Origin of the sequence: Massilia rhizosphaerae, from assembly GCF_016093545.1 — a bacterium.
Classification (GTDB): domain Bacteria; phylum Pseudomonadota; class Gammaproteobacteria; order Burkholderiales; family Burkholderiaceae_D; genus Telluria; species Telluria rhizosphaerae.
The window spans coordinates 115971-127840 of sequence record NZ_JADKYX010000022.1; the positions used below are offsets into that span (position 1 = coordinate 115971).

The window sequence follows — 11870 nt, forward strand, 5'->3', positions numbered from 1 at the left end:
TTTTTGAGAATGACCGGCCTATAATTGTTAAATATCATTCCCGCATGATGTCGTCTTTAGGAGATAGCCGTGCCCGCTGGAAGTGCAGAGCTCCTGTCGATGCTGATGCCGCTCGCGGCGGTCATCGCCGTTCTCCTGGGCCGGCAGCAGCAGCGCCTGACGGACGTCGAGCGCGAAGCGCTGGATCTGCGCCGCGCGGCGGCCGACATGGAAGCCATGCTGGAGCACGCGCCGGCCGGCATCGCGCTCCTGGACCGCGACTTGCGTTACGTGCGCGTGAACCGGGTGCTGGCCGAGATGAACGGCCTGCCCGCCGATGAACACATCGGCAAATCCATCCACGACATCGTGCCCGACGTCGCGGCGGCCGCCGAAGCACCGTTCCGCCAGGTCCTGAAAACCGGCCAGCCCATCCTCGGCGTGACCTTCGAAGGCACGACGGCCGCCCAGCCCACCGTGCGCCGCGTCTGGCGCGAGAACGTCCACCCCCGCTTCGACGACGACGGCACCCTGCTGGGCGTGACGGTGACGGCCGTCGAGATCACGGAACAGCGGCGCCTGGCGACCGCCTTGCAGGACAGCCAGCGGCGCGAGCAGCGCCGCACGAGCGAGCTGGACGCCCTGATGCGGGCGGCGCCCGCCGCGCTGTTCGTCGCCAGCGACCGCGAATGCCGGCGCGTCAAGACGAATGCCGCCGCCGAACGCCTGCTGCGCCTGCGCCGCGGCGAGCATCCGCTGCCGGCCAACCCCGGCGAACGCAGGTTCACCGTGTACGCGGGCGCCACGCCGCTGGCCTTCGACCAGCTGCCGCTGCTGCGCGCCGCCGCCACCGGCGAAGAAATCCGCGACGTGGCCCTGACGGTGCGCTTCCCCGACGACGAACGCCTGAACGTCGTCGTCAACGCCCTGCCCCTGCGCGACGAGACGGGCGAAGTCGTGGGCGCCGTCGCCGGCTTCGTCGAGGCGCCGGCGGCGAGCCTGGCGCTCGGCGGCTGAGCCGCACGCCCGGCCGGATTCAGGCCGTCGTCCCGGCCGCGAACTCGGTGAGCCACGCCTGCAGCTGGGCCGCCGGCATCGGCCGCCCGATGCCGTAGCCCTGGGCGATGTCGCAGCCGTGTTCGCGCAGCCAGTCCAGCTCGGCCGGCGTCTCCACGCCCTCGGCGACGACGGTGAGGCCGAGCGCGTGGCTGAGCATGATGGTCGACTCGACGATGGCCGCATTGCGCGGCGATTCCGTGATCGCGGTGATGAAGCTGCGGTCGAGTTTCAGTTCGTCGACGGGCAGGATTTTCAGATAGGCCAGCGACGCCTGGCCGACGCCGTAATCGTCGATCGACAGCTTGACGCCGAGCGCCGCCAATTCGTCCAGGTGGGCATGGGCCAGCGCCGGATCGTCCATCAGCGCGCTCTCGGTGATTTCCAGGCACAGGCGGCGCGCCGGCACTTTGTTGCGCTCGAGCAGGTCGCGCACGCGCCGGCCCAGGTGCGGATCGAGCAGGTCCAGGGTCGACAGGTTCGCCGACACGGTGATGTCCAACCCCGCCGCATGCCAGACGGCGGCCTGGCGCACGGCCGTCTCCAGCACCCACGGCGTGATCTCGCGGATGAAACCCGTCTGCTCGGCGAACGGAATGAAGCGCGCCGGCGCGATGCTGCCGCGCTCCGGATGCTGCCAGCGCAGCAGCGCCTCCACCGCCACGATGCGCCCGCTGCCCAACGCCAGCTTGGGCTGGTACGCCAGCGTGAATTCGCCGGCCGCGAGCGCGCGCCGCATGTCGCCGATCAGCGACAACTGCTCGTGCGCGGGCTCGCCGCCCGCGTCGGACGCGCAGGCGACGCCGGAATGGCGGCGCTTGGCCACGGCCAGCGCCAGCTCGGCGCGCCGCAGCAGCGTCGCGGCATCGAGGCCGTCGTCCGGATACAGCGCGATGCCGACGCCGGCCTCGATGTCCAGGCGCTGGCCGTCCAGGGTGACCGGATCGCGCAGCGCGGCCAGCGCGGTGTCGGCGAAGCGGCGTGCCGCGTCGCCGTCTGCGCCTTCCAGCAGGAACGCGAACTGGTCGCCCCACAGGCGCGCCAGCATGCCCCCCGCCGGCACGAGCGGCCGCAGCTGGCCGGCCACGGCGCGCAGCAGGCGGTCGCCGACGACGTGGCCCAGCGCGTTGTTGATGAGGGCGAAGCGGTCGACGTTCACGACCAGCACGGCGCCGCCCATGCCCGGCGTCAGGCGGCCGAACGCTTCCAGGAAGCGGGTGCGGTTCGGCAGGTCGGTGAGCGCGTCGACGTACGCCAGGCGGACGATGCGCTCCTCGCGGTTCGCGATTTCCGTGCGCATCTGTTCGAAGCTGGCGGTCAGCTGGCCGATCTCGTCGCCCTGCGCCGGCGGCAGCGGCCGCGCGTAATCGCCCAGCGCGATGCGGCGGGCGGCGGCCGACAAGTCGTTCAGGGGCCGCACGATGCGTCCGGCCAGCATCACGCTGCCCAGCGCGAACACCAGCACGGCGGCAACGATCATGCCCAGCAGCCGGCCCTGCAACTGGCCGAACGGCGCCTGCACCTGCGCGACGGGCAGTTGCAGCACAGCCTGCAGGCCGCCGTCCAGCGGCACGTCCACCGCCGCGACGTCCGCGCCGTCGGCCGCCGGCGCGGGGCCGGACGACGCCAGCGCGTCGCGCGAGCCGGCGCGCACGATGTGCACGCCGAGGCCCGTCACGCCGGCCATCACGTGCGCCCAGCGGTCGTCCACGTGGAAGCCCATCGCCACCCACGCGATGCGCGCGGGCGCCATGATCGGCACGAGCACGACCTGATACAACTGGCCGTTGCGCATCTGCCGGAAGCCGGCGCTGCGGCCCTGCGCCTCGGCGGCCGCGAGCAGGTCGGGAAACGGGAACGGATCGCCGGCCGCGAAGCCGCTCTGCGTGGCGGCGATCATCCGGCCGTCGGTGCCGGTGACCATCATGACCTGGGCGTGGATGCGCTGGCCGTGGTTGCGGAGCACGGAGCGCACGGTGGACTGGTCCTGGGTGGCGATGGCCTCGCGGAACGCGAAGTCGGCGGCGAGGACGGCGGCCGCCGTCTCGAGCTGGCGCTGGTTCTGTTCGAGCAGGCGCTGGAACACGTTGGCGCCGACGGCCAGTTCGCGCTGCGTCTCGCGCGCCACGATCCGCTCGCTGCTGCGATGCACGAGGGCGAGCACGAGCCCCATGACCAGCACGAGCAGGCCGACGAAGACGATGGCGATCCGGTGCCGCAGCGATTTCGATGGCATGTCAGTAGCGGTCCGGGTCCTCGGTGCGCGGCCTCGGCTCGCGCGGCCGCGCATCCAGCACGAGCGTCGCGCGCACGGGCGCGTCGCCGACGTCGATCTCCTCCGGCGCCGCGGCCGCCTTCTGCAGCGGATGCCACGGGCGCAGGCGATAACGCCCCGCCGGCACGCCCGCGACGGTCGCGCGGCCGTCCGCGCCGGTGCGGGCGAAGTACGGCGTGTCGACGACGAGCACGTGGGCTTCCATCCAGTCGTGGATATTGCAGCCGATGTCGACCTGGCCCGGCTTGTCGAACACGATGGGCTGGCCCGGCTTGCCCGCGTACAGCTTGATCTCGAAGCGCTTGGGTTCCGAGAACGAATACACGTGGTGGCGGACCGTGTCGTTGTTGGGGAAGTCGACGCTGGTGCCGGTCTGCACGACGGTCATCCACGGGATGAATTCACGGTTGCGCTGCTCGATCGCGACATGGCCGCGCACGCGGGGCCGCGCGGGCGTGCCCGCGAGCGGCTCCACGAGCACGGCGGCGTCGGCCAGCGGGCTGCCCGCCGGCGTCCGGACGAGCACCTCGACGGGCGCGGCGCCGGCCGCGCCGGCCGCGCCGGCCAACAGCAGCGCCGGCCACGCCAGGAACGACAAACGCATCACGGCTCGATCTGCAGCGCGGGCGCGATCTGCCAGACTTCGGTCGTCAAATCGCCGTCGCGGTAGGTCAGCGCGTGCCAGACCTTCATCGGCAACTTGCCGCCGTAGCCGGCCCCGGCCTCCACCGACGTGCCGCGCGGGTTGGTGAACGCCTTCAGCTTGCCGAACGTGGCCGGACGCGGCTGGCCGCCGTTCGCCGCGATGAATTTCTGCCAGACGGCGCGGATCTCGGCCTTGCCCCGGTAACGGCCGTCCAGCGGCCCGCCGACCCACTCCATGTAGGCGTCGTCCGCATAGTCGCGCATCAGCGCCTCCAGGTCGCCGGCGGCGACGGCGTCCAGGTGAGCCTTGGCCTTCGCCTCATCCAGCGGCCCGGCCACGGCCTGGCCGCCGCACCACGGCAGCAGCGCCAGCGCCAAGATTAGCGATGCAACTTTCGTCTTGCGGATCATCGTCCGGTCTCCACGTGATTTATTACCCTGGCAAAAGTTTCGTGTCCGAAAATCATGATTACACGGAAACCCAGCGGTGGCAACACGGGGTGTGGCGCATCGTATGTGAAAGATCAGCTTTCGACAGTGCCGAGCTTGCCCAGGCAGCGGCGCTGGAAGTTGTCGAGGCCCTCGGTGACGAAATCGTCGTCCTCGTCGACGACATTGGCGTCGATCAAGAGGCGCAGCTTGGCGATGCGGTCGCCCAGCGCGAGCGCCTGGGCCAGGTTCTCGTCGTCCGGATCGCCCGCGTGCGCGATGGCGTCCGCGACCGGCTGCGGGAAGTCCCAGTGCCTGGCGATGGCCGCCGACAGGTTGCGGCCCTCGGCCAGCAATTCCAGGCCGAACTCGCTGGCCCCGGGCACCTTGCCGTCCGCGCAGACGCGGTCGGCCAGGCGGAAGCCGACGACGAGGCCGAGATTCTGCATCAGGCCCGCCAGATACGCTTCGAACGCGCCGGCCGTCAGGCCCGGCGCCATCAGGCTCGCGGCCAGCGCGCATTTCTCGGACTGGTTCCAGACCAGCGGCGCGGCCACGCGCGTAAAGCCCGTCGCCTGCAGCTTGATGATCGGGCGGAAAGCGATGCGCGCGAGCAGCATGCGCAAGCCGTTCTGGCCCAGCATCATGAGGGCCGCCTCGACCGTCTTCACGGGCGACATCGGCCGGTAATACGCGCTGTTCGCTTCGCGGATCACTTCGGCCACGAGGACGACGTCCTGCGCGACCTGGCGCGCCAGTTCGGCATTGGACGCCTCGTCCTGCAGGCTGCGCAGCAATTGGGGGATCACTTCCGGAACGCGCGGCACCAGTTCGGCCGCGCTGGCCGGGTCGCGCGCCAGCGCGCGGACCTGGTCGAGGATCCGGGTCTGCAGGTCGGCCGGGGCATCGTAGCCGGCGGAAGCGGTCAGCCAGCGGTAATACGTCGCTTCGATCTCGGCGGCCATGCCGCCGGGCCGGTCGTCCGCGTCGTCGGCCTCGGGAACGGCCGGCTTGGATGCGGCCGTGTTGTCGCCGCCGCGGAGGCGGCTGATCCAGTTTTTCATCGGGTGTGAGGCTGCGCTGCGGTCATGCCCCTATTGTAGCCTGACGTAGCCTGACGCGGACACCCATGCGCCGGCGGGCACCGCCGCACCAGGCCGTGCGCGAACGACTCGTGCGTCGTTCGTCATGTCATCTGTGCTAATTTTCATACCGACAGCGTGACTTGGCGGCGGAGTTTATTCGATGAAAATAATACTCGGCATGATTGGACTGGGAAGTGCGATCGCAGCCGGCCACGCCGCCGCGCAGGCGAGCGCGGCCGACCGCATTCCGGACACGATGGAAGCGCGCGTGCAAGCCTGCACCGGCTGCCACGGGCCGCAGGGCCGGGGCGTGGAAAACGTCTATTTCCCGCGCCTCGCCGGCAAGCCGGCCGGTTATCTCTACAACCAGCTGGTGGCGTTCCGCGACGGCCGGCGCAAGTACGTGCCGATGAACTACCTGCTCGCCTACCTGCCGGACGCCTACTTGATGCGCATGGCGGAGTACTTCGCCGCGCTCAACCCGCCTCCCCTCGTGCAACCGGCCGTGAAAAGGTCGCCAGAGCAAGTGCGCGAAGGCCAGCGCATCGTCACGCAAGGCATCCCCGCCAAGAAGATCCCGGCGTGCATCACGTGCCACGGCGCCGAACTGGGCGGACGCGAGCCCGGCATCCCGGGCCTGTTGGGCCTGCGCGCCGACTACGTCAGCGCCCAGCTGGGCGCCTGGCGCTTCGGCGTGCGCACGGCGCTCGCGCCGGACTGCATGCAATTCATCGCGTCCAGCCTCTCCGAGCCGGAGGTCGCGGCCGTGGCGACCTATCTCGCGTCGCTGCCCGTCACGGCCGCCCGCCCGCTGCGCCAGCCGGGCATGCGCCTGCCGCTTGCCTGCGGCAGCCAGCCGCAGAAAGGAGGCCGGCCATGATCCCGCGCGCCCTGATCCGCAACACCACGCTCGCCGCCGTGGCGCTGGCGCTATGCGTGCTGGCCGCGTGGGCCCCGCTGCGCGCGCAGACCAATGCGGCCCGCGCGCCGGCGCAGCCAGCGCAGCAAGCCATCGTCGAACGGGGCCGCTATCTGGCGCAGGCCGGCGACTGCATCGCCTGTCACACGGTCCCGGGCGCCAAGATCTTCTCGGGCAACCGCCCGATGCCGACGCCGTTCGGCACGCTGTACTCGCCCAACATCACGCCCGACCGCGCGACGGGCATCGGCAGCTGGACCGCCGACGACTTCTACAACATGATGCACACGGGCCGCTCGCCCAAGGGCTATCTGCTGTATCCGGCGATGCCGTACGCGTCGTACACCAAGGTCACGCGCGCCGACAGCGACGCCATCTTCGCCTACCTGCGCTCGGTGCCGCCCGTGCGCCAGGCGTCGCGCGAGCACGACCTGCGCTTCCCGTACAACAACCGCGCGCTGCTGATCGGCTGGCGCACGCTGTACTTCCAGCAAGGAGAATATCGGCCGGACCGGAGCAAATCCGTCGAATGGAACCGCGGCGCCTACCTCGTGCAGGGCCTGGGCCACTGCGCGATGTGCCACACGCCGATCAACGCGCTGGGCGGCTCGTCGCAGGAACAGGCGTTCCAGGGCGGCCTGATCCCGATGCAGAACTGGTACGCGCCGTCGCTGACGTCGAACCGCGAGGCCGGCCTGGGCAACTGGGCGCTGCAGGACATCGTCGACCTGCTGCAGAAAGGCGTGTCGAACCGCGGCACCGTCTACGGGCCGATGGCCGAAGTCACGTTCAACAGCCTGCAGTTCATGAGCGACGACGACGTGCGCGCGATGGCCGTCTACCTGAAGAGCCTCCCGGCCGACCAGGGCCCCGCGTCCGATCCGGCCGAGGCGCCGCTGCGCGCCGACATCCACCAGGCATACGAGGAAGGCCGCCGCATCTACGGCGCGCGCTGCGCCACGTGCCACGGCGCGGAAGGCCGCGGCAAGCTGCCCCACTATCCGCCGCTGGCGCGCAACCAGTCGATCGGCATGAGCTCGGCCGTGAATCCGATCCGCATGGTGCTCAACGGCGGCTACCCGCCCGGCACGCGGCGCAATCCGATGCCCTACGGGATGCCGCCGTTCGCGCAGGAACTGAACGACGACCAGATCGCGGCGGTGGTGACGTTCATCCGCACCGCCTGGGGCAACCGGGGCGCGCCCGTGACGGCGCGCGAAGTCAACCAGCTGCGCTCGGCCACGGTCGAGTAGGCGGAAACGAGGAACGAGGAACGGCCATGTTTCTGGAACCGACAGACCAAGACCAGGGCAGCCTGGAACAGCAGCGCCGCGTCGACGCCATCGTCGCCCGCGGCCCCGGCGGCGCGTTCGCGCTGGCCGGCCTCGCGGTGGCGATCGTGATGGCGATCTGGCTCGCCTTCTACTTCCTCGTGTTCGTCGCGCGCGGAGGCGATTGACATGGCGGCCACCGAACACACGCCGCACGACGTCGCCGCCGCGGCGGAAACGCGCTGGGCGTGGATCGTGGGCGGCATCACGGTCTTCCTCGTCGCGATGATGGCCTATATGAGCCTGCACTGGGCCGCGATGCCGCCCGTGCGCATGGAAACCATCGACCCGGCCACGCTGCACATCGCGGGCGAATTCGTCGAGACGAACCTGGGGTCCGTCGCCGAGCCGGACGGCTCCGTCACGGTGCGCGTGCTGGCCAACCAGTATTCGTTCACGCCGCAGTGCATCGTCGTCCCCGCGAACACGCCGCTGCATTTCCGCGCCACGGCGGCGGACGTCGTGCACGGCTTCTCCGTCAGCCACAGCAACGTGAACATGATGCTGATCCCCGGCTACATCTCGAATTTCCGGGCGCGGTTCGACGCGCCCGGCGAACACGTGATGCCCTGCCACGAATTCTGCGGCAACGGCCACGCCGCGATGTGGGCCCACGTGCAGGTCATCCCGCGCGACGAATTCATGCAGCGCGCGCAAGCGCAGCCAGGAAGGAGGTTGAGCTGTGTTCAGTAAAGCATCGCGCCAACTGGTGCTGGCCCATTTCTGGGTTGCGTTCGCCGCCTTCTTCGTCGCCCTGCTGCTGGGCGAATGGCAGATGGTCGTCCGCAGCCCGCTGCGCGACTGGATCGCCAACCCCGAGCTGTACTACCGCTCCGTCACCGCGCACGGCTCCGCGATGGGCTATGTGTTCCCGACGCTGGTCGCGATGGGCTTCGGCTACGCCATCGTCGAACTGGCGCTGAAGCAGCCGCTCGCCGGCCAGCGCTGGGCCTGGGCCGGCTTCTTCCTCGTCGTCGCCGGCACCGTCGTCGCGATGATTCCCGTCGCGCTGGGCAAGGCCTCCGTCCTGTACACGTTTTATCCGCCGCTGATCGCCAACGCCGCCTACTACATCGGCATCGTGCTGGTGGTCGTCGGCTCGTGGGTCTGGGTCGCGCTGATGTCCGTGAACCTGCGCGTGTGGAAGAAGGCGCACCCGGGCGAGGCGGTGCCGCTGCCGATGTTCGCCAACCTGGCCGGCGCCTACCTGTGGGCGTGGACGTCCGTCGGCGCCGCCGTCGAGATCCTGTTCCTGATCCTGCCCGTGGCCCTCGGCTTCAAGTCGACGATCGACGCGGGCCTCGCGCGCGTGTTCTTTTCGTGGACGCTGCACGCGATCGTCTACTTCTGGCTGATGCCGGCCTATATCGCGTTCTACACGCTCGTGCCACGCGCCATCGGCGGCCGCCTGTACAGCGACGTGATGGGCCGCATCTCCTTCGTCCTGTTCCTCGTGTTCTCGATGCCGATCGGCGTGCACCACCTGTTCCAGGACCCGCAGGTGGGCTCCGGCGTGAAATTCCTGCATGCCGTGTTCACGGCGATGGTCACGGTGCCGACCTTGCTCACCGTGTTCACGATCACGGCGTCGGTCGAGATCGCGGGACGCCTGCGCGGCGGCACGGGCGCCCTCGGCTGGATCAAGGCCCTGCCCTGGCACAATCCGATGATGCTCGCGGTCGCGTTCTCGTTCATCCTGCTCGGCTTCGGCGGCGCGGGCGGCATCATCAACATGAGCTACCAGCTCGACTTCGCCGTGCACAACACGCAGTGGATCACGGGCCACTTCCACCTCATCTTCGCGGGCGCCATCGTCATCATGTACTTCGCCCTCGCCTACGACCTGTGGCCGCACCTGACCGGACGTGCGCTCGTCCAGGACCGCATGATGAAGGCCCAGCTGTGGCTGTGGTTCGTCGGCATGATCGTCCTGACGTTCCCGTGGCACGTCGTCGGCGTCATGGGCATGCCGCGCCGCATGGCCTATTTCGACTACACGAATCCCGAGATCGCGCCGCAGGCCGTCACCGTCATCCTCAGCGCCATCGGCGGCCTGCTGCTCGTGGTGTCCGGCGTGCTGTTCCTGCTCGTGCTGCTGCGCGGCCACCGCGCCGCCATCGTCGAGCTGCCCGAGTTCCGTTTCAGCCAGCCCGTGCACGCGGTCGGCCGCGTGCCCGTCGCGCTGAACGGCTACGCGCTGTGGCTGGCGCTGATGATCGGCCTGTCGCTCGTCAACTACGGCTACCCGATCGCGCAACTGGCGACGTTGAAACAGACGTCCGTGCCCGCTGTCCCGGTCGGAGGCACGCCATGAACGCGCCGGTGTTCTCGCTGAAGAACCGCTGGTTCACGATCAGCGTCGCGGCCATCGTCGCGATCGTCGCCATCGCCGCCGCCGTCGGCTTCCTGTGGCTCCCGCGCGTCCACGCGCGCGCCGGCGCGGCGTCGCTGTGGGATGCCATCTGCAGCGCCGCCGGCGCCCCGGCGCCCTACCGCAACCCCGGCCTGCCGGACGAGAAGGCGATCTATCCGACGACCGTCATCGTGAGCAGCGAATTCACGGGCCCGATCGACAACGTGGCCGTCGGCCGCGGCGCCACCCTGGCCCTGCAATGCAGCATGTGCCACGGTGCGCGCGGCACGGCGACGGTCGGCACGAACACCCCGCACCTGGCGGGCCAGCCGCCCTCGTCGACGTACAAGCAGCTGCGCGACTTCAAGTCCGGCCACCGCCCGAGCGCCGTCATGCAGCCGCTGGCCACGAACCTGTCCGACCAGGACATGCGCGACCTGGCCGCGTTCTACTCCCGGCAGCAGCGCGAGACGCTGGTGGGGCATGCGGGCATCCAGGCCGAGGTGCCGAGGATCGTCAGCAACGGCTCGCCGATGCGCAACGTGGGGGCCTGCGCGACCTGCCACAGCCCGGGCGTAGCGCGCGCGGCGACGCCGATCCTGGACGGGTTGCCGGAGCCGTACATCGTGGCCCAGCTGCAGGCGTTCAAGGCCGGACGGCGCGCGAACGACATCAACGAGCAGATGCGCAATGCGGTGCGTGGGTTGACGGACCAGGAGATCGATGTGGTGGCGAAGTACTACGCGGGCCGCTGATCAACGCGAAGCAGCCATCGCCTCGGCGTCCGCGCCGGCCGGGATGCGCATCGGCGCCGCCGGATCCGTCACGGCGCGCCACACCACGCACATCGCACCAGGCGAGGTCCGCCATGGCACGCTCGACGGCCCGCCCGACGTACGCTTCCTCATCGGCCGCCGCGTGTTCGAGCCCACCGACGCGGCAATCCTCGTTTCGCTGCTGCCGCGCGTCATACACTTGCGCGGCGCGGAACGGCTGGCCAAGCTCGTGCACCTCGTGCACCTCGTGGACGACGAGTCGCGCGCAGCGCTCCGCGCGCGACGTCGTGCTGGCACGCCTGCTGGAAGTCCTGCTGATTGAAGCGCTACGCGGCGCGACCGACACTGAGACGTCGCCGGGACTCGTGCGCGGCCTCGCGGACGCGCGCTTGGCGAACGCCCTGCGCGCGCTGCACGAGGCGCCGGCGCAAGCATGGACCGTCGCCGACCTCGCGCACGAGGCCACGCTGTCGAGCTCCGGGTTCTTCGAGCGTTTCAGCCGCACGGTCGGCATGGCGCCGATGCCCTACATGCTGACCTGGCGGATGGCGCTCACGCAAGACCTGCTGCGGCGCGGCAGCATCGCGGAGGTGGCCGAGCGAGTGGGCTATATTGCGCGTCATGTGGGGGTGCCGCCGGGGAGTAATGCGCGGGCGGCGTGACCAAGTTGCCGAGCCAGCGGGCGGCATGCGCAATACCGGTGGTGTCAGGCGAACCATCGCACGCCACGCGGCGGTGCCGTCGGGCCGACGAACCAGCAGCGCGCCCGCATGTAGCTTATCGCGAATAGGGCCCATCACGTACATTGTTCGATCGGCGTAGCGGTGTGCGACGTCCGCCAGCATGGGAGCCGCGCTGAGGTCGAACAGGACGACTTGGCCATTGCGCGTACAGCGCTGGCTTGGTGCCATCGTCGAACGCGCGTTCAGCTGGCGGCGCCCCGCTAATTAGCAGATAGGCTACACCGACTTCTCACGCAATCTAACTACTCGCCACTATAAGGTTGCAAAAATAACACCAAT

General features: G+C 69.8%; 11 protein-coding genes and 3 pseudogenes. 8 read left to right on the plus strand and 6 right to left on the minus strand.

Annotation, left to right across the window (positions count from 1 at the left end):
• Positions 1-69 precede the first annotated feature (69 nt).
• The gene (locus tag ISF28_RS25590) at positions 70-996 is read left to right on the plus strand and encodes a PAS domain-containing protein (protein ID WP_198119999.1); all 927 of its coding nucleotides are present in this window, start codon (positions 70-72) and stop codon (positions 994-996) included.
• Between the two features lie 19 nt (positions 997-1015).
• On the opposite strand, the gene ISF28_RS25595 is transcribed toward ISF28_RS25590, so the two are convergent.
• The 4 genes from ISF28_RS25595 to ISF28_RS25610 form a co-directional block, all read right to left on the minus strand.
• Positions 1016-3271, minus strand: coding sequence for a putative bifunctional diguanylate cyclase/phosphodiesterase (locus ISF28_RS25595; RefSeq protein ID WP_198120000.1), 2256 nt, complete (start codon positions 3269-3271; stop codon positions 1016-1018).
• A 1-nt stretch (position 3272) separates the two neighbouring features.
• Complete coding sequence (locus tag ISF28_RS25600; protein ID WP_198120001.1) at positions 3273-3914, minus strand: methylamine utilization protein; 642 nt, start codon at positions 3912-3914, stop codon at positions 3273-3275.
• Positions 3914-4366, minus strand: coding sequence for a nuclear transport factor 2 family protein (locus ISF28_RS25605; protein WP_198120002.1), 453 nt, complete (start codon positions 4364-4366; stop codon positions 3914-3916). Before ISF28_RS25605 ends, ISF28_RS25600 begins: the two co-directional genes overlap by 1 nt.
• 113 nt (positions 4367-4479) lie before the next feature.
• Positions 4480-5448, minus strand: coding sequence for an HDOD domain-containing protein (locus tag ISF28_RS25610; protein WP_198120003.1), 969 nt, complete (start codon positions 5446-5448; stop codon positions 4480-4482).
• A gap of 181 nt (positions 5449-5629) precedes the next feature.
• Here ISF28_RS25610 and ISF28_RS25615 point away from each other — a divergent pair, with 181 nt between their 5' ends.
• The 6 genes from ISF28_RS25615 to ISF28_RS25640 are packed head-to-tail and all read left to right on the plus strand — an operon-like array spanning position 5630 to position 10827.
• Positions 5630-6349, plus strand: a complete 720-nt coding sequence (locus ISF28_RS25615; RefSeq protein ID WP_370663499.1) for a c-type cytochrome — start codon at positions 5630-5632, stop codon at positions 6347-6349.
• Positions 6346-7641 (plus strand): c-type cytochrome, encoded by a 1296-nt coding sequence (locus ISF28_RS25620; RefSeq protein ID WP_198120004.1) that lies wholly within the window; start codon positions 6346-6348, stop codon positions 7639-7641. Before ISF28_RS25615 ends, ISF28_RS25620 begins: the two co-directional genes overlap by 4 nt.
• A 26-nt stretch (positions 7642-7667) precedes the next feature.
• The gene (locus ISF28_RS25625; protein WP_198120005.1) at positions 7668-7847 is read left to right on the plus strand and encodes a hypothetical protein; all 180 of its coding nucleotides are present in this window, start codon (positions 7668-7670) and stop codon (positions 7845-7847) included.
• A gap of 1 nt (position 7848) precedes the next feature.
• Positions 7849-8412, plus strand: a complete 564-nt coding sequence (locus ISF28_RS25630) for a cupredoxin domain-containing protein (protein WP_198120006.1) — start codon at positions 7849-7851, stop codon at positions 8410-8412.
• A 16-nt stretch (positions 8413-8428) separates the two neighbouring features.
• The gene (locus ISF28_RS25635; protein WP_198120024.1) at positions 8429-10033 is read left to right on the plus strand and encodes a b(o/a)3-type cytochrome-c oxidase subunit 1; all 1605 of its coding nucleotides are present in this window, start codon (positions 8429-8431) and stop codon (positions 10031-10033) included.
• Positions 10030-10827: a c-type cytochrome gene (locus tag ISF28_RS25640; protein ID WP_198120007.1), complete on the plus strand. Its 798-nt coding sequence runs from the start codon at positions 10030-10032 to the stop codon at positions 10825-10827. Before ISF28_RS25635 ends, ISF28_RS25640 begins: the two co-directional genes overlap by 4 nt.
• On the opposite strand, the pseudogene ISF28_RS30745 reads toward ISF28_RS25640, so the two are convergent.
• A pseudogene (locus tag ISF28_RS30745) lies at positions 10828-10911 on the minus strand (short-chain dehydrogenase/reductase); the annotation flags it as partial.
• Positions 10912-10927: 16 nt separating this feature from the next.
• On the opposite strand from ISF28_RS30745, the pseudogene ISF28_RS25645 reads away from it, so the two are divergent.
• A pseudogene (locus tag ISF28_RS25645) lies at positions 10928-11510 on the plus strand (cupin domain-containing protein); the annotation flags it as partial.
• 66 nt (positions 11511-11576) lie between these two features.
• Here ISF28_RS25645 and ISF28_RS31310 read toward each other — a convergent pair.
• Positions 11577-11759: pseudogene (locus ISF28_RS31310) on the minus strand (hypothetical protein); the annotation flags it as partial.
• Positions 11760-11870 lie beyond the last annotated feature (111 nt).

Coding starts and splice junctions, on each gene's coding strand:
- ISF28_RS25640 (WP_198120007.1), top strand. CDS start 10,030: ATGAACGCGCCGGTGTTCTCGCTGAAGAACCGCTGGTTCACGATCAGC.
- ISF28_RS25625 (WP_198120005.1), top strand. CDS start 7,668: ATGTTTCTGGAACCGACAGACCAAGACCAGGGCAGCCTGGAACAGCAG.
- ISF28_RS25610 (WP_198120003.1), bottom strand. CDS start 5,448: ATGAAAAACTGGATCAGCCGCCTCCGCGGCGGCGACAACACGGCCGCA.
- ISF28_RS25600 (WP_198120001.1), bottom strand. CDS start 3,914: ATGCGTTTGTCGTTCCTGGCGTGGCCGGCGCTGCTGTTGGCCGGCGCG.
- ISF28_RS25595 (WP_198120000.1), bottom strand. CDS start 3,271: ATGCCATCGAAATCGCTGCGGCACCGGATCGCCATCGTCTTCGTCGGC.
- ISF28_RS25615 (WP_370663499.1), top strand. CDS start 5,630: ATGAAAATAATACTCGGCATGATTGGACTGGGAAGTGCGATCGCAGCC.
- ISF28_RS25605 (WP_198120002.1), bottom strand. CDS start 4,366: ATGATCCGCAAGACGAAAGTTGCATCGCTAATCTTGGCGCTGGCGCTG.
- ISF28_RS25630 (WP_198120006.1), top strand. CDS start 7,849: ATGGCGGCCACCGAACACACGCCGCACGACGTCGCCGCCGCGGCGGAA.
- ISF28_RS25620 (WP_198120004.1), top strand. CDS start 6,346: ATGATCCCGCGCGCCCTGATCCGCAACACCACGCTCGCCGCCGTGGCG.